General features: G+C 69.8%; 13 protein-coding genes. 3 read left to right on the top strand and 10 right to left on the bottom strand.

The annotated features are described in order from the left end of the window. Positions 1 to 65 precede the first annotated feature (65 nt). From OG741_RS29130 to OG741_RS29120, 3 genes are all read left to right on the top strand, one after another. On the top strand, positions 66 to 4,685 hold the full coding sequence (locus OG741_RS29130; RefSeq protein WP_405602779.1) for an ATP-dependent helicase: 4,620 nt from the start codon (positions 66 to 68) through the stop codon (positions 4,683 to 4,685). Positions 4,686 to 4,922: 237 nt separating this feature from the next. After that, a complete protein-coding gene (locus tag OG741_RS29125) occupies positions 4,923 to 5,732 on the top strand; it encodes an Fpg/Nei family DNA glycosylase (RefSeq protein ID WP_405602776.1) in 810 nt (269 codons plus the stop codon). 50 nt (positions 5,733 to 5,782) lie between these two features. Next, the gene (locus OG741_RS29120) at positions 5,783 to 6,556 is read left to right on the top strand and encodes an SDR family NAD(P)-dependent oxidoreductase (RefSeq protein ID WP_405602774.1); all 774 of its coding nucleotides are present in this window, start codon (positions 5,783 to 5,785) and stop codon (positions 6,554 to 6,556) included. Here OG741_RS29120 and OG741_RS29115 read toward each other — a convergent pair. From OG741_RS29115 to OG741_RS29070, 10 genes are all read right to left on the bottom strand, one after another. Next, entirely contained in the window at positions 6,504 to 6,773 is a 270-nt protein-coding gene (locus OG741_RS29115) for a hypothetical protein (protein ID WP_405602771.1), read from the bottom strand. The genes OG741_RS29120 and OG741_RS29115 overlap by 53 nt on opposite strands. A 174-nt stretch (positions 6,774 to 6,947) precedes the next feature. Next, the gene (locus OG741_RS29110) at positions 6,948 to 7,418 is read right to left on the bottom strand and encodes a Dps family protein (protein WP_405602769.1); all 471 of its coding nucleotides are present in this window, start codon (positions 7,416 to 7,418) and stop codon (positions 6,948 to 6,950) included. Between the two features lie 146 nt (positions 7,419 to 7,564). Further along, complete coding sequence (locus OG741_RS29105; RefSeq protein ID WP_019889909.1) at positions 7,565 to 7,948, bottom strand: helix-turn-helix domain-containing protein; 384 nt, start codon at positions 7,946 to 7,948, stop codon at positions 7,565 to 7,567. A 109-nt stretch (positions 7,949 to 8,057) separates the two neighbouring features. Beyond that, positions 8,058 to 8,567, bottom strand: a complete 510-nt coding sequence (locus tag OG741_RS29100; protein ID WP_405602767.1) for a CinA family protein — start codon at positions 8,565 to 8,567, stop codon at positions 8,058 to 8,060. Next, positions 8,564 to 9,229 carry a CDP-diacylglycerol--glycerol-3-phosphate 3-phosphatidyltransferase gene (gene pgsA / locus OG741_RS29095; RefSeq protein WP_405602765.1) on the bottom strand — a complete coding sequence of 222 codons (666 nt, stop codon included), beginning with the start codon at positions 9,227 to 9,229 and terminating at the stop codon, positions 8,564 to 8,566. Before pgsA ends, OG741_RS29100 begins: the two co-directional genes overlap by 4 nt. Continuing rightward, on the bottom strand, positions 9,226 to 10,683 hold the full coding sequence (gene rimO / locus OG741_RS29090) for a 30S ribosomal protein S12 methylthiotransferase RimO (RefSeq protein ID WP_405602762.1): 1,458 nt from the start codon (positions 10,681 to 10,683) through the stop codon (positions 9,226 to 9,228). The genes pgsA and rimO overlap by 4 nt, the downstream gene beginning before the upstream one ends. 71 nt (positions 10,684 to 10,754) lie before the next feature. Continuing rightward, positions 10,755 to 11,588, bottom strand: coding sequence for a helix-turn-helix domain-containing protein (locus tag OG741_RS29085; RefSeq protein WP_405605833.1), 834 nt, complete (start codon positions 11,586 to 11,588; stop codon positions 10,755 to 10,757). Positions 11,589 to 11,777: 189 nt separating this feature from the next. Continuing rightward, on the bottom strand, positions 11,778 to 14,507 hold the full coding sequence (locus tag OG741_RS29080) for a DNA translocase FtsK (protein WP_405602760.1): 2,730 nt from the start codon (positions 14,505 to 14,507) through the stop codon (positions 11,778 to 11,780). Between the two features lie 114 nt (positions 14,508 to 14,621). Beyond that, positions 14,622 to 15,302 carry a two-component system response regulator gene (locus OG741_RS29075; protein ID WP_266489058.1) on the bottom strand — a complete coding sequence of 227 codons (681 nt, stop codon included), beginning with the start codon at positions 15,300 to 15,302 and terminating at the stop codon, positions 14,622 to 14,624. Positions 15,303 to 15,546: 244 nt separating this feature from the next. Beyond that, complete coding sequence (locus OG741_RS29070; protein WP_405602756.1) at positions 15,547 to 21,030, bottom strand: HAMP domain-containing protein; 5,484 nt, start codon at positions 21,028 to 21,030, stop codon at positions 15,547 to 15,549. Positions 21,031 to 21,100: the final 70 nt, after the last annotated feature.

The following is a 21,100-nucleotide window of genomic DNA, read 5'->3' as shown; positions in this document are numbered from 1 at the left end:
CCTGTTTCACAGCGCCAGGGTTGCGGGAGCCCGCGTTGTCAGTGGTGCGGTGCACGATGGGGGGCATGACGGCTTCAGCGCTCGACGCCTTCTCCCCCGCGACCCGGAGCTGGTTCACGGGAGCCTTCAGCGCGCCCACCGCCGCGCAGGAGGGTGCCTGGCAGGCCATCGGCGAGGGCTCGGACGTGCTGGTGGTCGCCCCGACGGGCTCCGGCAAGACCCTGGCCGCATTCCTCGCGGCCCTGGACCGTCTCGCGTCCACGCCCCATCCGGCGGACCCGAAAATGCGCTGCCGTGTGCTGTACGTGTCGCCGCTCAAGGCTCTCGCCGTCGATGTGGAGCGCAATCTCCGCAGTCCGCTGACCGGGATTCGTCATGAGTCCGTGCGGCTGGGTCTGCCCGAGCCGGATGTACGGGTCGGCATCCGCTCGGGCGACACCCCGGCCGCCGAGCGGCGGTCGCTGGCCACCAAGCCGCCGGACATCCTGATCACCACACCCGAGTCGCTGTTTCTGATGCTCACCTCCTCGGCGCGGGACGCGCTGTCGGGCATCGAGACGGTGATCCTGGACGAAGTGCACGCCGTCGCGGGGACCAAGCGGGGCGCGCATCTCGCCGTATCGCTGGAGCGGCTCGACGAGCTGCTGCCGCGCCCCGCCCGGCGGATCGGGCTGTCGGCGACGGTGCGCCCGGTCGACGAGGTGGCGCGCTATCTGTCGCCGCAGCGCAAGGTGGAGATCGTCCAGCCGCCCTCGGGCAAGGAGTTCGACCTCTCGGTGGTCGTACCGGTGGAGGATCTGGGTGAGCTGGGCGGCTCCCCCGCGTCCGACTCGGGCAATGGCGAGAAGCCCTCGATCTGGCCGCATGTCGAGGAGAAGATCGCCGACCTGGTCCAGGCGCACCGCTCCACGATCGTCTTCGCCAACTCCCGCCGCCTGGCGGAGCGACTGTGCAACCGCCTCAACGAGATCGCATACGAACGGGCCACCGGAGAGGCTATGCCCGACGGGCCGCCACCGGCCGAGATCATGGCGCAGTCCGGATCCGCGCACGGAGCACCCCCGCTCCTCGCCCGCGCGCACCACGGCTCGGTCTCCAAGGAGCAGCGCGCCCTGGTCGAGGAGGACCTGAAGGCAGGCCGGCTGCCCGCAGTCGTAGCCACTTCCAGCCTGGAGCTGGGGATCGACATGGGCTCGGTGGACCTGGTGGTCCAGGTCGAGTCGCCGCCGTCCGTCGCTTCCGGCCTGCAGCGGGTCGGCCGCGCCGGACACCAGGTGGGCGCTGTTTCCACGGGTGTCGTCTTCCCCAAGTACCGCGGCGATCTGGTGCAGTCGGCCGTCGTGACCGAGCGGATGCGAACCGGCTCCATCGAGGCGCTGCGGATCCCGTCCAACCCGCTCGACGTGCTGGCCCAGCAACTGGTCGCAATGGTCGCCCTGGACACCTGGCAGGTCGACGATCTGCTGGCGCTGGCACGCCGGGCCGCGCCCTTCGCCTCACTGCCGGAGTCGGCCTTCACCGCCGTCCTCGACATGCTCGCCGGGCGATATCCCTCCGACGCCTTCGCCGAGCTGCGCCCACGCGTGGTGTGGGACCGCGTCGCCGGTACGGTCACGGGCCGGCCGGGAGCGCAGCGGCTCGCGGTCACCTCGGGCGGCACCATCCCCGACCGCGGACTGTTCGGCGTCTTCCTCGCCGGCGCGGACCCCAAGAAGGGCGGCGGCCGGGTCGGGGAACTCGACGAGGAGATGGTGTACGAGTCCCGGGTGGGCGACGTCTTCACCCTCGGCACGACCTCCTGGCGGATCGAGGACATCACCCGCGACCGGGTGCTGGTCTCCCCCGCCCCCGGCGTTCCCGGCCGGCTTCCCTTCTGGAAGGGCGACCAGCTGGGCCGCCCGCTCGAACTGGGCCGTGCGGTGGGCGCGTTCCTGCGCGAGGTGGGCGGGCTCACTCCCGAGGACGCCCGGCTGCGCCTGCTGGCCGCAGGCCTGGACGCCTGGGCCGCCGACAATGTCCTCGCCTATCTCGACGAGCAGCGCCGCGCCTGCGGTCATGTCCCCGACGACCGGACGATCCTGGTCGAGCGCTTCCGCGACGAGCTCGGCGACTGGCGGGTCGTGATCCACTCCCCCTTCGGCGCCCAGGTGCATGCCCCTTGGGCGCTGGCGCTCGGCGCCCGCCTGGCCGAGCGGTACGGAATGGACGCGCAGGTCATGCACGCCGACGACGGCATCGTGCTGCGCCTGCCCGACGCCGATCTGATGGGCCTTGACCTGCTCGACCAGGACCCGGTCCATCTCGACACGACGTACGACAGCGAGCACGCTCCGATCGGCGCGGCGGACGCCGTCTTCGACAAGGGCGAGATCAATCAGATCGTCACCGACCAGGTGGGCGGCTCGGCGCTCTTCGCCTCCCGCTTCCGCGAGTGCGCCGCGCGTGCGCTGCTGCTGCCCCGGCGCAGTCCTGGCAAGCGCACGCCGCTGTGGCAGCAGCGCCAGCGCGCTGCCCAACTGCTCCAGGTGGCGAGCGAGTTCGGCTCCTTCCCGATCGTCCTCGAAGCGGTCCGCGAGTGCCTCCAGGACGTCTTCGACGTACCGGGGCTGACCGAGCTGATGGGCGACATCGAGTCCCGCCGGGTCCGCCTCGTCGAGGTCACGACACCCGAGCCCTCGCCCTTCGCCCGGTCGCTGCTGTTCGGTTACGTCGCCCAGTTCCTGTACGAGGGCGACTCACCGCTCGCCGAGCGGCGGGCGGCGGCCCTCTCCCTGGACTCGAGGCTGCTCGCCGAACTGCTCGGCCAGGCCGAACTGCGCGAGCTGCTCGACCCCGAAGTGCTGACCGAGCTGGAACGCGAACTGCAGTGGCTCACCGAGGACCGCCGGATCAAGGACGCCGAGAGCGTGGCCGACCTGCTGCGGATCCTCGGCCCGCTGACGGACGCGGAGTTGGCGGAGCGCGGCGGGGACGAGCGGTGGCCCCGGGATCTGGCCGCATCGCGCCGGGCCATCCGGGTCCGGATCGCGGGCGCGGACCACTGGGCGGCGATCGAGGACGCGGGCCGGCTCCGGGACGCCCTGGGAACGGCGTTGCCGGTGGGCGTTCCGGAGGCCTTCACGGAGCCGGTAAAGGATCCGCTCGGCGACCTGCTGGCCCGGTTCGCGCGTACGCACGGTCCCTTCACCTCGAACCAGGCAGCAGCGCGCTTCGGCCTCGGCGCGGCGGTCACCGACGGCGCGCTGCACCGGCTCGCCGCGAGCGGACGGGTCGTCCAGGGAGAGTTCCACCCCTCGGGCATCGGCCAGGAGTGGTGCGACGCGGCCGTGCTGCGCAGGCTGCGCCGCCGTTCGCTGGCCGCGCTGCGCCAGGAACTCGAGCCGGTCCCGCCCGCCGCCCTCGCCACGTTCCTTCCGCAGTGGCAGCACCTGGGCAGCAACAGCCTTCGCGGTATCGACGGACTCGCCCGCGCGATCGAGCAACTCCAGGGGGCTGCGGTCCCGGCCTCGGCGCTGGAGAAGCTGATCCTCCCGTCGCGCGTCTCGGGTTATGCCCCCGGCCTGCTGGACGAACTGACCACGACGGGCGAGGTCATCTGGGCGGGAGCGGGCTCCCTCCCGGGCAAGGACGGCTGGATCTCCCTCTATCTCGCCGACGCCGCCCCGCTGCTCCTCCCCCAGCCCCACCCCCTGGAACTAAGCGCGCTCCACGAGTCGGTCCTCAGCGCCCTCGCCCCCGGGTACGGACTGTTCTTCCGCCAGATCGCCGACCAGATCCGGGCCACCACCCACCCCGAGGCCACCGACCCCGAACTGGCCGACGCCGTCTGGGACCTTGCCTGGTCGGGACGGCTCACCAACGACAGTCTGGCGCCGCTCCGTTCGCTGCTCGGCTCGGGCCGCACCGCCGGGTCCACGGCCCATCGCGCCAGACGTACCGTGCCCCGCGGTCGGTACGGCAGCCTCACGGCCGCGGCCCGCCCCGCTTCCCGCACAGGCCCTCCGACGGTCAGCGGCCGCTGGTCGCTGCTCCCGGGCGCGGAGCCCGACCCCACGCATCGCGCGCACGCCATCGCCCGCACGCTCCTTGACCGCCACGGCGTGGTGACCCGGGGGGCGGTGGCCGCGGAGGGTGTGGAGGGCGGCTTCTCCGCGACGTACCGCATCCTCTCCGCCTTCGAGGACAGCGGTCAGGCACGGCGCGGCTATGTCGTGGAGGGGCTGGGCGCGGCCCAGTTCGCGATGGACGGCGCGGTCGACCGCCTCCGGGCGGCGGCCACGGCCCGGGACCGGGCCGATGCGCAGACGGCGCCGCAGGCCGTGGTGCTGGCCGCCGCCGACCCGGCCAATGCGTACGGCGCTGCACTGCCCTGGCCGGAGCCGCCGACCGGCGCCGGCCACAAGCCAGGCCGGAAGGCGGGCTCCCTGGTGGTCCTGGTCGACGGCGAGCTGACCCTGTACATGGAACGCGGCGGCAAGACGCTGCTGGCCTGGGCCACGGACCCGGACTCGCCTGTCCTCCACACGGCGGCGGGGGCGCTGGCTCAGGCGGCTCGCGCGGGGGCGCTGGGGACGGTGACGGTCGAGCGGACGAACGGCATACCGGCGCTGACGTCGCCGCTGGGCCGAGCGCTGGAGACGGCGGGGTTCCACGCGACGCCGAGGGGGCTGCGGCTGCGGCCCTGAAGGGGGTGCGGTGGGGCGCGGGTGCGCCTGCGGCGGGCCTTGTCCCCTACCCGCCCCTTCCCGAACTGGGGGCAAGCCCCCAGACCCCCGTATGCGACCTTCGGCCGCACGTCCTCAAACGCCGGACGGGCTGAACTTCAGCCCCGCCGGCGTTTGAGGCGCGGGGGTCCGGGGGCAGCGCCCCCGTTAACGGGTCGCCCCCGCCGCAGACGACCCGCACCCCGCATCATGGATGGCATGCCCGAAGGAGACACCGTCTGGCAGACCGCCCAGCGCCTGCACACCGCCCTCGCAGGACAAACCCTCACCCGGTCCGACCTCCGCGTCCCCCGCTTCGCCACCGCCGATCTCACCGGGCGGACCGTCCTGGACGTCACCCCGCGCGGCAAGCATCTGCTCACCCGCATCGAGGGCGGCCTGACCCTCCACTCGCATCTGCGGATGGAGGGCTCCTGGCAGGTGTACGGCTCCGGCGAGCGCTGGCGCGGCGGCCCCACGCACCAGATCCGGGCGATCCTCGGCAATGCCGCCCACACCGCCGTCGGCTACCGGCTGCCCGTCCTGGAGTTGCTGCGTACGGCCGACGAGAACCAGGCGGTCGGCCATCTCGGCCCGGACCTGCTGGGCCCCGACTGGGACCCGGACATCGCCGCCGCCAATCTGCTCTCGGACCCAGCCCGCCCCCTCGGCGAGGCCCTGCTCGACCAGCGCAATCTGGCGGGCATCGGCAATGTCTACAAGTCGGAGCTGGCCTTTCTGGCCCGAGTGACGCCCTGGCTGCCCGTCGGCGAGCTCCCCGCCGACACTCCCGTCCGCCTCGTCGCCACGGCCCACCGCCTCCTTGAAGCGAACAAGAACAGCTTCGACCGCCGCACCACCACCACTGCGGCCGACCGCCGCCCCGGCGACCGGCTCCATGTCTACGGCCGCGAGGGCCGGCCGTGTCTGCGCTGCGGCGCCGCGATCCGCAAGACCGAGCAGGGCGACGGCAGCCGGGAGCGCCCCACCTACTGGTGCCCGGGCTGCCAGTCCGGACCCATTCCCTGATCCCGCCACACCAGTTGACGCCCCGTCAGATCCAGTCGTACGGTCCCCGCATGCCCCTCACGGCGTACGACCTCACCGGCCGCACCGCGTTCATCACCGGCGCGGCGAGCGGCATAGGCCGCGCCTGTGCCGTCCTGCTGGCCGAGGCGGGAGCCACCGTCCACTGCGCGGACATCGACGAGAAAGGCCTCGACGAGACCCGGTCCCTGATCTCCGAGGCGGGCGGCACCGCGCACACCCATCCCCTCGACGTGAGCGAGCGCGCCCAGCTCAAGTCCGCGATCGAGTACGCCGCGAGCAGCGGCCGGCTGGACATCCTGGCCGCCGTCGCCGGAATCATGCACAGCAGCACGGTCCTGGAGACGAGGGACGAGGACCTGGACCGCGTCCTCGCGGTCAATTTCAAGGGGATCCTGTACGCCTGCCAGGAGTCGGCGCGCGTGATGATCGCCGCGGGCACACCCGGTTCCATCGTCACGATGGCATCCGGCGCCGTGGATGCCGCGAGCGCTGGTCTGCTCTGCTACAGCGCCGCCAAGGCGGCCGTCGTCCAGCTCACCAAGACCCTCGCGACCGAACTCGGCCCGCACTCCATCCGGGTCAACGCCGTTGCCCCCGGCTGGATCCGCACGCCGATGACCGACCGGCATGACGCGACGCTCCAGCACCAGGCCGAGGCGGCGATGGTCCGGCTGTCGCCGCTCCGCCGCGTGGGCGAGCCCGAGGACATCGCCCATACGGTGCTTCATCTGGCCTCGGACGCGTCCAGCTTCATGACGGGCCAGATCCTCCGCCCGAACGGCGGCGTCGCGATGCCCTGGTGATCCTGAGCTCGCGCACCGCACCGATCCCGGCCGTGCTCCCGCGGGACGCTGTCACATGCACCGGCAGCAGGCTCAGCCCCCATCCACCCGCTGCCACCGCGCCCTCCACGAGACCCGACTGCTCGGGCACCATCACCAGCCGCAGCACGGCCCACCACCACAGCCCGCCCGCCACCAGGCCCAGGGCGACCACCGGCGCGACCCCGCGTACTGCCATGGCTGCCTCCTCCGGTCCACGCTAGACCGGCGCAATCGCCCACGGGAGGGCGCACCGGAGCCCAACCGGCGCACAGTGAGCCGATCGCCTCTCTCCAGCGTGCGCCGGGACGCCGCAGCCCGCAGCCGCCCGAAGCCCGCCGGATGCGCGAGGCACGAAACCCGAAGCCCGGTCCTATGCGCTCTCCGCCTGGAACATCCACGCGTGCTTCTCCAGATCCGCCGTCAGCCCGATCAGCACGTCCTGGCTCACCGGATCCGGATCCGCGGTCACATCGATCCGCTCCCGCATGCGCCCGATCACCGCCCCCAGTGCGTCCACCAGCGTCCGCACGGCATCCCCGTCCTTGATCCACCCCTCGGGCACCGCGCCGATCGCGCTCTGCGCCGCCACCGTCGCAGCCCGCCCGTCCGGCGTCACCCCGATCGCCGACGCACGCTCGGCCACCGTGTCGGAGTGCTGCCGCGCGGTGTCCACCACCTCGTCGAGCTGCAGATGTACGGACCTGAAGCGCGGGCCCACGACATTCCAGTGGACCTGCTTCGCCACCAGCGCGAGATCCACCAGATCGACGAGCGCACCCCTGAGCGCGTCGCCGACCGTCTTGAGGTCCGCCTCGGACAGAGAGCTCTTCACGACAGACATCCATGTCCTCCACTCGGTTCGCAGCTACCCGCCCACGATTACACAGCCACCGCAAACGGGACATCCAGGGCAAGCGAAAGCCCCGACCGGTACTCGAGTACCAGTCGGGGCTCAGTTGCAAACCAGGCCGTTCAGAGCCGTACGGATCAGGCGGCGACGACGTCGACCGCCTCCGCAGGCGCCTTGATGGTCACCCGCTCCGTCGGCACACCCGCCACCGACGTCACGGAGACGGAATTGAGCATCGGGCGTACTGGCGCAGGCACCGGCTCGCTGGCCGCTGCCGACTCGGCCAGCTCGGCCAGCGACAGCTCGTCGCTCACTTCTCGCATGAGCTCGGACATCCGTACGTCAAGCGCGTCGCAGATCGCGGAGAGCAGCTCGGAGGAAGCCTCCTTCTGCCCCCGCTCCACCTCGGAGAGATAGCCGAGCGATACTCGGGCGGACGAGGAGACTTCGCGCAGAGTACGGCCCTGGCGCTGGCGCTGCCGACGCAGCACGTCACCCAGCAGGCGACGGAGCAGAATCATCGGTGGCTCCCTCCTCGGACCGCGTAGCCGCATCCTTCACGCCCCACCGTACCGCCTCGTGCCGCGGCCGTGCGGGGAGCGATGTCGTGTTCACTCAGGGCTGCAAACATCAAGTCCCCCCGTTCTGTTCCGTATAGTGTGTCCGCGCATTTTCGTGGAGTTCGTCCGAGAGCAGTTCGAGCACGCTCCGTACACTCTCTCTACGGATGTCCACCCGGCCACCGTTCAATCGCAGAGCGGCCACCTTCCCGGTGCCGTCCGGTCCCGCGACTGCCACATAGACCGTCCCGACGGGCTGCCCGTCCTGCGGTTCGGGGCCAGCCACACCCGTGGTCGCGATGCCCCAGGAAGCGCCCAGCACCTCCCGCGCACCGGCCGCCATCTGCCGCGCAACCTCGGGATCCACCGCTCCGCGCTCCGCCAGAAGTGTCCCGTCGACTCCGAGAACATCCCTCTTCAGAGTGGTTGCGTACGCCGTCACGGAGCCGCGGAAGGTCTTTGAGGCTCCCGGTACGGCGGTCAGCTCGGCGGCCACAAGACCGCCGGTGAGCGACTCGGCGACGGCCAGCGTCTCGCCACGCTCCGCAAGCAGAGCAAGCACCCGAGCCGCGGTCTTCACCGCGTGTTCCCCGCCGCGGCCCGTTCCGCCGCCAGTCCCGCGCGCCTCAGCACAATCGCCTGTCGCACATAGTCGAGGCCGGTGAGCACCGTCAGCACGACGGCAACGGCCATCACCCAGAAGCGAAGAGTGGCCAGGGGCCCGGTGAGCGCCAGAACGTACATACCGACCGCCGTGCCCTGCGCGAGGGTCTTCATTTTGCCACCGCGACTGGCGGGAATTACTCCATGCCGGATCACCCAGAACCGCATCACCGTGATTCCGAGCTCCCGGAAGAGAATCACTCCGGTCACCCACCACGGCAGATCGCCGAGCGCCGACAGGCAGATCAGCCCGGCCGCCATGATCGCCTTGTCGGCGATCGGGTCGGCGATCTTCCCGAAGTCGGTGACGAGGTTGTACGCCCGCGCCAGGTGGCCGTCGAAGATGTCGGTGATCATGGCGACGGCGAACGCCGCCCACGCCCAGGCCCGCCAGGCCGGGTCGTAGCCGCCGTCCTGGAGCATCAGCACGACAAAGGCGGGCACCAGCACCAGCCGCACCATGGTGAGGATGTTGGCGATGTTCCAGAGGCTGGCCTGATTGACGGCCGCAGCGCCCAGCTTGCCGCCGGGCGCCGGCCTACCCGTGCCGCCCCCCGCGGATGCCGGCACTCCGGTCATCTGCCTGCCTCCTCGGAAAGACATTCGGCCACCAGGTCGACGCCTTCCGTATCCACTGCCTTCGCCATGACGATACGGCCGGGCACAAGCCCGTCGCTCGTGGTGAAGACGACCTGGCCGTCGGTCTCGGGAGCCTGGTGCAGCGCACGGCCCACCGCACCGTCCTCGCCGTCCACCGACTCGACGAGCACCTCGAGCGTCTCACCGAGACGCTCCTCGGCGCGCTGGGCGGTCAGCTCCTCCGCGAGCCGCGACAGGTGGTCGAGGCGCTCGGCGATGACATCGGCGTCGAGCTTGTTGTCGTACGAGACCGCCTCGGTGCCGTCCTCGTCGGAGTAGCCGAAGACGCCGATGGCGTCCAGGCGCGCCTCGGTGAGGAAGCGTTCCAGTTCGGCGAAGTCCGCCTCGCTCTCGCCGGGGAAGCCGACGATGAAGTTGGACCGCACACCCGCCTGCGGAGCCTTGCCGCGGATGGTCTCGAGCAGCTCCAGGAAGCGTTCGGTGTCGCCGAAGCGCCGCATCGCGCGCAGCACGTCGGGGGCGGAGTGCTGGAAGGACAGGTCGAAGTAGGGGGCGATCTTCGGTGTCGAGGTGAGGACGTCGATCAGCCCCGGCCGCATCTCTGCGGGCTGCAGATAGCTGACCCGCACCCGCTCGATGCCGTCGACCTCGGCGAGCTCGGGCAGCAGGGTCTCCAGCAGGCGGATGTCGCCGAGGTCCTTGCCGTACGAGGTGTTGTTCTCGGAGACGAGCATGACCTCCTTGACGCCCTGCTCGGCCAGCCAGCGCGTCTCGCCGAGCACATCGCTCGGCCGCCGCGAGATGAAGGAGCCGCGGAAGGACGGGATGGCGCAGAAGGAGCAGCGCCGGTCGCAGCCGGATGCCAGCTTCACGGAGGCGACGGGGCTGGTGTCGAGCCGGCGGCGAAGCGGGGCGCGCGGCCCGGAGGCGGGCGCGACGCCTTCGGGAAGATCCTCCGGCGCACCGTGCCCCGGCAGCGCCACGTCCGTGCCGGCCTCCTGGCGCTCGACCGGGCTCAGCGGCAGCAGCTTGCGGCGGTCGCGCGGGGTGTGCGAGGCGTGGATGCCGCCGTTGAGGATGGTCTGCAGGCGGTCGGAGATGTCGGCGTAGTCGTCGAAGCCGAGCACACCGTCCGCCTCGGGCAGCGCCTCGGCCAGCTCCTTGCCGTACCGCTCGGCCATGCAGCCGACGGCGACCACGGCCTGGGTCCGGCCCTGGTCCTTGAGATCGTTGGCTTCGAGCAGGGCGTCGACGGAGTCCTTCTTGGCGGCCTCGACGAATCCGCAGGTGTTGACGACTGCGACATCCGCGTCGGAGGCTTCCTCGACGAGCTCCCAGCCGTCCGCTGCCAAGCGGCCTGCAAGCTCCTCCGAGTCCACCTCGTTACGGGCGCAGCCAAGAGTGACAAGGGCGACGGTACGGCGTTCGGGCATGGGCTCAAGACTACTTTGTCCTGACCCACGCCCCTGCCCCCAGGGTTCTGGGCCCCTCGACGCCTTCCGAGCTAGCCGACCTCGGGGTCGCCCTTGGTGTAGGAGAGCCGCTCGACCTGGCCCGTCTCGAACTCGTCCTCGACCTTCTTGCCGTTCACATACAGCTCGATCGCGCCGGCGTTCCCCAGGATCAGATCGACCCGCTCGTCGTCCTGGAAGGTCTTGGACTCGCCTTTGAGGAGGGTTCCGTCGAAGAGCAGTTTGCCGTTGTGCGACTTGGCGGAGATCCAGCTCTTGTCGTCCAGGACGGAGAGCTTCACCGTCACCTTGTCCTTCGGCACCGCCGCGATGGCGCTGTCGGAGGGGGTGGGATCGACGGGCTTGGCCGGGGCGGGCTTGGTCGGCGTGGGCTTCTGGTCGGGCGCCGGGCCCTCCGCCACGTGGTTGTCCTTGTTGCCGCTGTCGCCGCCGTTGACGAGCGTGAAGCCGACGAAGCCGATCACCGCGACGATCGCGGCGACCATGGCGGCGGTCCAGTTGGGACGGCCGCGTTCGGGACGGATGCGTTCGGCCTCGAAGAGCGGCGCGGCAGGTGTGGGGGCGGGACGGCCGCCGTGGTCCGCGTCGTACTGCGCGACGAGCGGATCGGGATCGAGCCCGACGGCACGCGCGATCGTGCGGATATGACCGCGCGCGTAAACGTCGCCGCCGCAGCGGGAGAAGTCGTCCTCTTCGATCGCGTGCACGATCGGGACGCGCACCCGGGTGGAGGAGCTGACCTCGTCAACGGTCAGACCTGCGGCGGTGCGGGCTTCCTGGAGCGCACGTCCGATCGAAGGCCGGTCGTCCTCAGCCGGGGGTTCGACTGAAGGCCGGTCGTCTTCGGGGGAGTTGCCGATGGACACGGGGGCGCCTTTCGAGCGTGTAGCCACCTGCTGGAGGTTCAGTCTATGGGTGGTACGAAAGGGTGGGGCAACCGGGCGGAGGGAGTTTGTACGCCATCAGAATGGCGGTCTGTCCCGATGGTGGGACATCTGGCTGTCCCTCCCTCCAACTTGACGTACGACCAAGGGAAACGGTTGCTCTCAGAAGGGTTACGACTCGGACTCCCCGCGTATCACGGCGAGCACTCCGTCCAGCTCATCAGGTTTCACCAGAACGTCGCGCGCCTTGGAGCCCTCGCTCGGCCCGACGATGTTCCGCGACTCCATCAGATCCATCAGTCTTCCCGCCTTCGCGAAGCCCACACGCAACTTCCGCTGGAGCATCGACGTCGACCCGAACTGGGTGGACACGACCAGCTCGGCCGCCTGGCAGAGCAGATCGAGGTCGTCGCCGATGTCCTCGTCGATCTCCTTCTTCTGCTTGGTGCCGACCATGACGTCCTCGCGGAAGACGGGCGCCATCTGATCCTTGCAGTGCTGGACGATCGCCGCGACTTCGTCCTCGGTGACGAAGGCGCCCTGCATACGGGTGGGCTTGTTGGCACCCATCGGCAGGAAGAGGCCGTCGCCCTTGCCGATCAGCTTCTCCGCGCCGGGCTGGTCGAGGATGACCCGGCTGTCGGCGAGCGACGATGTCGCGAAGGCCAGCCGTGAGGGCACGTTCGCCTTGATCAGACCGGTGACGACATCGACGGACGGGCGCTGGGTCGCCAGCACCAGATGGATGCCGGCGGCGCGAGCCAGCTGGGTGATGCGGACGATGGCGTCCTCGACATCGCGCGGGGCGACCATCATCAGGTCGGCGAGCTCGTCGACGATGACCAGCAGATACGGATACGGCGTGAGCTCGCGCTCGCTGCCCTCCGGCGGCTTGACCTTGCCGTTCCTGATGGCCTGGTTGAAGTCGTCGATGTGGCGGTAGCCGTACGCCGCGAGGTCGTCGTAGCGCAGGTCCATCTCGCGCACGACCCACTGCAGCGCCTCGGCTGCCCGCTTGGGGTTGGTGATGATCGGCGTGATCAGGTGCGGAATGCCCTCGTACGCGTTGAGCTCGACCCGCTTGGGGTCGACGAGCACCATGCGTACGTCCTCCGGGGTCGCCCGCACCATGACCGAGGTGATCAGACAGTTGATGCAGGAGGACTTTCCGGAGCCGGTCGCGCCCGCGACCAGGACGTGCGGCATCTTGGCGAGGTTGGCCATCTCGTAGCCGCCCTCGACGTTCTTGCCGAGCGCGACCAGCATCGGGTGGTCGTCCTCCGCCGCGTCCGCGAGGCGCAGCACATCGCCGAGCTTGACCATCTCGCGGTCGGAGTTCGGGATCTCGATGCCGACCGCGGACTTGCCGGGGATCGGGGAGATGATCCGTACGTCGGGGCTGGCGACGGCGTACGCGATGTTCTTGGTGAGGGCGGTGATCCGCTCGACCTTCACGGCGGGGCCCAGCTCCACCTCGTACCGCGTGACCGTCGGACCGCGGGTGAAGCCGGTGACTGCCGCGTCGACCTTGAACTCCATGAAGACATTGCTGAGCGAGGCGACGACCGCGTCATTGGCGGCGCTGCGCGTCTTGCCGGGGCCACCGCGCTCCAGCAGGTCCAGGGAGGGCAGGGCGTAGGTGATGTCGCCGGAGAGCTGAAGCTGCTCGGCGCGCGCAGGCAGGGGCTGTGACTCCTCGGGCGCGGGCTTGGTCAGATCCGGTACGGATCCCTTCGACCCGCTCTGCTTCGGCTGGGGCTCCTCCGGCTCGCGCGCGCCGGGCACCGGGCTCGCCGCCCGTCGGCGCTCGGCGGTGACATCGCGTGTGAGGTCGGCGACCAGCGGGGAGGGCGGCATGCCGTTCAGTACGGCACCGTCGAGCGCGGCCGCTGCCGCCGCTGCCACGTCTACGGCATCCATCGGGCGGTCCATGGCGGGCTGCACCGAGGGCCTGCGCGGCCGCCTGCGCCTGGACAGCGCCTCCTGCTCGGCGTGGTCCGGGTCGTAGTCCGCCGGGGCTTCGCTCCGGCGCGCGGAGGAGCGGCGCGCACGCCCGGGCACGGCCTCGCGCCACTGCTCGTCGTAGCGCTCGTCGTCGGTGGCCTCGGCGTCCGGCCCCGGCTCGTACACCGGGTCGACGATGCCCAGCTTGGACCCGAGCAGCCGCAGCCGCTGAGGAATCGCGTTCACGGGGGTCGCGGTGACGACGAGCAGCCCGAAGATCGTGAGCAGCACGAGCAGCGGTACGGCGAGCACCTCGCCCATGGTGAAGATCAGCGGCTTGGACGCGGCCCAGCCGATCAGCCCGCCCGCGTCCTGCATCGCCTCGGTGCCTTCCCCGCGGCCCGGCGAGCCGCAGGCGATATGAACCTGGCCGAGCACGCCGACGACGAGCGCGGACAGACCGATCACGATCCGGCCGTTCGCCTCGGGCTTCTCGGGATACAGGATCAGCCGCACGGCGATCGCGGCGAGCAGTATCGGCACGAGCAGATCGAGCCGGCCGAAGGCTCCGGTCACCAGCATCTCGACGAGATCGCCGACCGGGCCGCTCAGATTGGACCAGGTACCCGCGGCGACGATCAGGCCCAGGGCGAGGAGCAGCAGCGCCAGGCCGTCCTTGCGGTGCGCGGGGTCCAGACCCTTGGCGCCCCGCCCTATGCCGCGGAACATCGCGCCCACGGCGTGGGCGAGACCGAGCCAGAGGGCGCGCACGAGGCGGTACACGCCCCCTGTGGGGGACGGTGCGGGCTTCGGCGCGGCCTTCTTGGCCGCCGCCTTCTTCGCGGCGGCTTTCTTGGCGGGCGCCGCCTTCTTCGCGGCACCGGTCGTACGGCCGGCGCGCGGTTTCGCGGTGCCCGCCGCGCCCTGGGAACCCTTGCCGGACGTACGTGAGGCCATGATGGTGAGGTTACCGGTGTCGACCGCAGTGGACACGTGTGCCTACTGCTTCACCCGTTCGTGTCGTCGTCCGGGGGCCGGAGACTGACGGTCCCTCAAGCTCCCGGTGCCGGTTCAGTTCTGCGAGGGCAGCGTCGGCGTACCACCGCCGGCGCCCGGCTCCAGCGCGTCGAGCGCCCTGCGCAAACCTGTGAGTTTGCGTTCGAGATGGGCGGCGGTGGCGACGGCGGCGGCATCTGCCGAGTCGTCGTCGAGCTGCTTGGACAGCGCTTCGGCCTGTTCCTCAACTGCCGCGAGCCGTGCGGAAAGCTCGGCGAGCAGCCCCGCGGGCTCCTTGCTGTTCCCCGCCGGGTGTCCGCCGCCCTCCAGCTGGAGGCGCAGCAGCGCGGCCTGCTCACGCAGTTGGCAGTTCTTCATGTAGAGCTCGACGAAGACCGAGACCTTCGCGCGCAGTACCCACGGATCGAAGGGCTTGGAGATGTAGTCGACGGCACCCGCCGCGTAACCCCGGAAAGTGTGGTGCGGGCCGTGGTTGATCGCGGTGAGGAAGATGATCGGGATGTCCCGGGTCCGCTCCCGCCGCTTGATGTGCGCGGCCGTCTCGAATCCGTCCATGCCGGGCATCTGGACATCCAGCAGAATGACCGCGAAGTCGTCCGTCAGCAGCGCTTTGAGCGCTTCCTCCCCTGACGATGCCCGCACCAGTGTCTGATCGAGCGCAGAGAGGATCGCCTCCAGCGCGAGCAGATTCTCCGGCCGGTCATCGACCAGGAGGATCTTGGCCTTCTGCACCATGGCCCGTCCTCCTCGCCCCGGAAGTGCACCGGGCGCCGCCCCAGGGGACGACTCCCTTGCGTCGCCCGTCCTTGTGCCGGTCATGGTAGCCGCACCCCGCCTGTCGCCACACCCTGTCACCGTGATGTCACTGTGCACGTAGCAGAAACGCAGCGGGAGACCAGAAGGTTCCCCGAATACCGCCGCCTCACACGCCTTCGGCCACAGTCAGTCAGCAACTCGCGGCAATCCGGGCAGGCATCGCTCACTCCCCGCGCATCCACTGCTCCATCACCGAGAGCAAATGGTCCGGATCAACCGGCTTGGTGACATAGTCGGAAGCGCCGGACTCGATGGCCTTCTCGCGGTCGCCCTTCATCGCCTTCGCGGTCAGCGCGATGATCGGCAGACCGGCGAACTGCGGCATCCTGCGGATCGCCGTCGTCGTGGCGTACCCGTCCATTTCCGGCATCATGATGTCCATCAGTACGACCGTCACATCGTCGTGCTGCTCCAGGACTTCGATGCCCTCCCGGCCGTTCTCCGCGTACAGCACCGACAGGCCGTGCTGCTCCAGCACGCTGGTGAGGGCGAAGACATTACGGATGTCGTCGTCGACGATGAGCACCTTCTCGCTGTCGAACACGAAGGTGCGCCTCGTCTCCGACGCCTCCTGGCTGCCGTTCGCCCCGCCCCACTGCTCCGAGCCGGGCGCAGCGCCCTGACGCCCGGGCAGCGCGTGCCGCTGCTCCACGGAGCCGAGAGCGTTGCGCCGGCGCCGGAACAGGGCCGCGGGACCCGCGTGGGCGTCCAAGGGCCCCGTCGGCTCCTGGTGCCCCTGCGGGATGAAGTCCTCCCCACCGTCGTCGGCGCCGCCGCGCAGCGGATCGGCGGCGCCGGGGGCGAGCTGCGGGTAGCCCTGCGGCGGCAGTTCGCTCGGGTGAAGGGGCAAGTAGAGAGTGAAGGTCGAGCCGCGGCCCGGTTCGCTCGCCGCGTGGATCTCACCGCCGAGCAGCCGGGCGATCTCCCGGCTGATCGACAGACCTAGGCCCGTACCGCCGTACTTGCGGCTGGTCGTGCCGTCCGCCTGCTTGAACGCCTCGAAGATCACCCGCATCTTGCCGGCCGCGATCCCGATCCCGGTGTCCGTGACGGAGAAGGCGATCAGATCGCCGTCCGCGTCGCGCAGCGAGCCCGCCTCCAGCAGCTGCTCGCGGATCGACTGCGGCACATCGGCGCTCGCCGGGCGGATCACCAGCTCGACCGCGCCGCTGTCGGTGAACTTCACCGCGTTGGACAGGAGGTTGCGCAGCACCTGCAGCAGTCGCTGCTCGTCGGTGTGCAGCGTCGCGGGCAGCTCCGGCGACACCCGTACGGAGAAGTCGAGACCCTTCTCCGCGGTCAGCGGCCGGAACGTCGCCTCCACATAGTCGACGAGCTGCACCAGAGCGATACGGGTCGGGCTGACGTCCATCTTGCCCGCCTCGACCTTCGACAGATCGAGGATGTCGTTGATCAGCTGGAGCAGATCGGAGCCCGCGCCATGGATCGTCTCGGCGAACTCCACCTGCTTCGGCGAGAGATTGCCCTCGGCGTTGTCCGCGAGCAACTTGGCCAGGATCAGCAGGGAGTTGAGCGGCGTACGCAGCTCGTGCGACATGTTCGCCAGGAACTCCGACTTGTAGCGCATCGAGACCGCGAGCTGCTCGGCCCGCTCCTCCAGCACCTGCCGCGCCTCTTCGATCTCGGTGTTCTTCACCTCGATGTCGCGGTTCTGCTGCGCCAGCAGCTCGGCCTTCTCCTCCAGCTCGGCGTTGGAGGCCTGCAGCGCCTTCTGCCGGTTCTCCAGCTCCGCCGAGCGCTCACGCAGTTGCTCGGTCAGCTCCTGCGACTGCTTGAGCAGCACCTCGGTCTTCGTATTGACGCTGATGGTGTTGACGCTCGTCGCGATCATCTCGGCGATCTGGTTGAGGAAGTCCCGCTGGATCTGGGTGAAGGGCTGGAACGACGCCAGCTCGATCACACCGAGGACCTTCCCCTCGAAGAGCACCGGCAGCACGATCACATACGCCGGTGAGGCTTCCCCGAGCCCCGAGGAGATCTTCAGATAGCCAGGCGGAACATTGACCTGGATGGTCCGCTTCTCCTCGGCCGCGGTGCCGATCAGGGTCTCGCCGGGACGGAACGAGGTCGGCATCAGACCGGCGGAGTAGCCGTAACTGCCGCGCATGCACAGCTCGTACGACAGCTCCCCGCCTCCTGGCACATCCGCGCCGCCGCCCGTCGGCATCGCCAGGAAGAACGCGCCGTGCTGCGCCGAGACGACCGGCGTGAGCTCGCTCATGATCAGCGAGGCCACGTCGTGGAGGTCGCGGCGGCCCTGCATCAGACCGGAGATACGGGCCAGGTTGCCCTTGAGCCAGTCCTGCTCCTCGTTGGCGAGGGTGGTGTCGCGGAGGTTCGCGATCATCGTGTTGATGTTGTCCTGGAGGACCTGGATCTCGCCTGCCGCGTCCACGTCGATCTTGAGGTTCAGATCGCCGCGGGTCACCGCCGTCGCCACGGCCGCGATCGCGCGCACCTGACGGGTCAGGTTCCCGGCCATCTCGTTCACCGACTCGGTGAGGTCGCGCCAGGTGCCGTCGACGTCCCGGACCCGGGCCTGACCGCCCAACTGCCCGTCCGTGCCCACCTCGCGGGCCACGCGGGTGACCTCTCCGGCGAACGAGGACAGCTGGTCGACCATCGTGTTGATGGTGGTCTTCAGCTCCAGGATCTCGCCCCGGGCGTCGATGTCGATCTTCCGGGTGAGGTCGCCCTTGGCGATGGCGGTGGTGACCGTCGCGATCTGGCGCACCTGACCGGTCAGATTGGAGGCCATCGAGTTCACGGACTCGGTGAGGTCCTTCCACGTACCGGAGACGCCCGGCACATGGGCCTGGCCGCCCAGTTCGCCCTCGGTGCCCACCTCACGGGCCACCCGGGTCACCTCGTCGGCGAACGACGACAGCGTCGTCACCATCGTGTTGACGGTCTCGGCCAGCTCGGCGACCTCGCCGCGCGCCTCGACCGTCACCTTCTTCGTCAGATCACCGTTGGCGACTGCCGCGGAGACCCGGGCGATGTTACGCACCTGATTGGTGAGGTTGTTGGCCATCAGGTTGACGTTGTCGCTGAGGTCTTTCCAGATGCCGGTGACGCCGCGGACCCGCGCCTGACCGCCCAGCACACCTTCGGTGCCCACCTCACGGGCGACCCTGGTCACCTCGTCGGCGAAGTCGGAGAGCTGGTCGACCATCGTGTTGACCGTCGTCACCAGTTCGAGGATCTCGCCCTTGGCGTCGACGGTGATCTTCTTGGAGAGGTCGCCCTTGGCGACCGCCGTCGTCACCTCGGCGATATTGCGCACCTGCGAAGTCAGGTTGTTCGCCATGAAGTTGACGGACTGGGTGAGGTCCTTCCAGGTGCCGGAGACACCCTGCACCTCGGCCTGACCGCCCAGGATGCCCTCGGTGCCCACCTCGCGGGCCACCCGCGTGACCTGCTCGGCGAAGTTGGAGAGCTGGTCCACCATCGTGTTGAGGGTGTTCTTCAGCTCCAGGATCTCGCCCCGGGCATCCACGTCGATCTTCTGCGACAGGTCGCCGCGGGCCACCGCCGTGGCGACCTGCGCGATGTTACGGACCTGACCGGTGAGGTTCTCGGCCATTCCGTTCACCGAGTCGGTCAGATCACGCCATACCCCGGCGACGCCCGGCACCTGCGCCTGGCCGCCGAGGCGGCCCTCCGTACCCACGTCCCGCGCCACCCGGGTCACCTGCTCGGCGAAGGCCGAGAGCTGGTCGACCATGGTGTTGATGGTGTTCTTCAGCTCCAGGATCTCGCCCCGGGCATCCACGTCGATCTTCTGCGACAGGTCGCCGCGGGCCACCGCTGTCGTCACCTGAGCGATCTGCCGCACCTGTGAAGTCAGATTCCCCGCCATGAAGTTGACGGAGTCGGTCAGTTCCTTCCACGTACCGCTGACGCCGTCGACCCGCGCCTGGCCGCCCAGGATGCCCTCCGTGCCCACGTCCCGCGCCATCCGCGTGACCTGGTCGGCGAACGAGGACAGCTGCGACACCATCGTGTTGACGGTGTTCTTCAGCTCCAGCATCTCGCCCGCGACATTGACCGTGACCTTCTGCGACAGGTCGCCATTGGCGACCGCCGTCGTCACCTGGGCGATGTCCCGCACCTGGCCTGTGAGGTTACGGAACGCGGTGTTCACCGAGTCCGTGAGGTCCTTCCAGGTGCCTGCCGCGCCCGGCACTCCGGCCTGCCCGCCGAGGCGGCCCTCGACGCCGACCTCCCGGGCCACTCGCGTCACTTCGGAACCGAAGGCCGAGAGCTGGTCCACCATCGTGTTGACGGTGTTCTTCAGCTCCAGCATTTCGCCCGCGACATCCACCGTGACCTTCTGCGACAGGTCGCCATTGGCGACCGCCGTCGTCACCTGGGCGATGTCCCGCACCTGAGTGGTCAGATTGCGGAAGACGGTGTTCACCGAGTCCGTGAGGTCCTTCCACGTCCCGGCCGCTCCCGGCACCTGCGCCTGCCCGCCGAGCAGACCCTCGGCCCCGACCTCGCTCGCCACTCGCGTGACCTCGTCCGCGAACGTACGCAGCGTCTCGGTCATCTGATTGATGGTCTCCGCGAGCTGCGCCACCTCACCGCGCGCGCTCACCGTGACCTTCTGCGACAGATCGCCGTTGGCGACGGCCGTCGTGACCTCGGCGATGCCGCGCACCTGCGAGGTCAGATTGCCGGCCATGGTGTTCACCGAATCGGTGAGGTCCTTCCACACACCCGCCACACCGGGCACCGTCGCCTGGCCGCCGAGTTCGCCCTCCGTGCCGACCTCCCGGGCCACCCGGGTGACCTCGGATGAGAAAGAGGACAGCTGGTCGACCATCGTGTTGACGGTGTTCTTCAGCTGAAGCATCTCGCCGGCCACATGGACAGTGACCTTTCGTGACAGATCGCCCTTGGCCACGGCCGTGGTAACGAGAGCAATGTCACGTACCTGAGCGGTCAGCCGGTACGCCATCGTGTTGACCGAATCCGTGAGATCTTTCCACGAACCGGACATACCGCGCACCTGCGCCTGGCCGCCGAGCTTGCCCTCGGTACCGACCTCCAGCGCCACCCGCGTCACCTCGTCGGTGAACGCCGACAGCTGGTCGACCAGGTTGTTGACAGTACGGGCAACCTTCAGGAATTCGCCGCGCAGCGGCCGTACGGACCCGTCCGTGCCGTCCGGGGCGTGCGAGCGCAGCTCCATACGCTGCTCCAGGTCGCCCTCGGCTACCGCCGAGAGGACCCGCCCCACCTCGGACACCGGGCGCGCCAGGTCGTCCACCAGCGCGTTCGAGGCGTCGATGGCGGCCGCCCAGGAACCCTCACAGGCCCCCGTCTCCAGCCGCTCGGTCAGCTTCCCCTCGCGCCCGACCATCCTGCGTACGCGGGCGAGCTCACCCGTAAGGTGCAGATTCCGGTCCGCCACCTCGTTGAAAACGGCGGCGATCTCGGCCATCACGCCGTCGCCGGACACCGTCAGGCGCCGACGGAAGTTCCCGTCCCTCATCGACACCAGAGCCGCCAGCAGCCTGTTCAGGGCCGCCGAATCGACTTCGGTTGTCCCATTGTTCCGGGACCGTCCGCCTTTTGCGCGCGTGTTGTTGGCACGCGCCGCCACGCCAGACTCCACCGTGTCCCTCCCGCAGGGGTTGACCGTACTGCCCGGGCTGTCTCCGGAAGCCTGCCCAGTGTTTCACCAT

Source organism: Streptomyces sp. NBC_01410 (genome assembly GCF_045040195.1).
Lineage (GTDB): Bacteria > Actinomycetota > Actinomycetes > Streptomycetales > Streptomycetaceae > Streptomyces.
The sequence above is the reverse complement of the archived record's forward strand: the minus strand, read 5'-3'. Positions and strand labels throughout refer to the sequence as shown.

What these genes read in the sequence shown, in the direction of transcription:
- OG741_RS29130 (WP_405602779.1), top strand. Translation starts at nt 66, where the DNA reads ATGACGGCTTCAGCGCTCGACGCCTTCTCCCCCGCGACCCGGAGCTGG.
- OG741_RS29125 (WP_405602776.1), top strand. Translation starts at nt 4,923, where the DNA reads ATGCCCGAAGGAGACACCGTCTGGCAGACCGCCCAGCGCCTGCACACC.
- OG741_RS29120 (WP_405602774.1), top strand. Translation starts at nt 5,783, where the DNA reads ATGCCCCTCACGGCGTACGACCTCACCGGCCGCACCGCGTTCATCACC.
- OG741_RS29115 (WP_405602771.1), bottom strand. Translation starts at nt 6,773, where the DNA reads ATGGCAGTACGCGGGGTCGCGCCGGTGGTCGCCCTGGGCCTGGTGGCG.
- OG741_RS29110 (WP_405602769.1), bottom strand. Translation starts at nt 7,418, where the DNA reads ATGTCTGTCGTGAAGAGCTCTCTGTCCGAGGCGGACCTCAAGACGGTC.
- OG741_RS29105 (WP_019889909.1), bottom strand. Translation starts at nt 7,948, where the DNA reads ATGATTCTGCTCCGTCGCCTGCTGGGTGACGTGCTGCGTCGGCAGCGC.
- pgsA (WP_405602765.1), bottom strand. Translation starts at nt 9,229, where the DNA reads ATGACCGGAGTGCCGGCATCCGCGGGGGGCGGCACGGGTAGGCCGGCG.
- rimO (WP_405602762.1), bottom strand. Translation starts at nt 10,683, where the DNA reads ATGCCCGAACGCCGTACCGTCGCCCTTGTCACTCTTGGCTGCGCCCGT.
- OG741_RS29080 (WP_405602760.1), bottom strand. Translation starts at nt 14,507, where the DNA reads ATGGCCTCACGTACGTCCGGCAAGGGTTCCCAGGGCGCGGCGGGCACC.
- OG741_RS29075 (WP_266489058.1), bottom strand. Translation starts at nt 15,302, where the DNA reads ATGGTGCAGAAGGCCAAGATCCTCCTGGTCGATGACCGGCCGGAGAAT.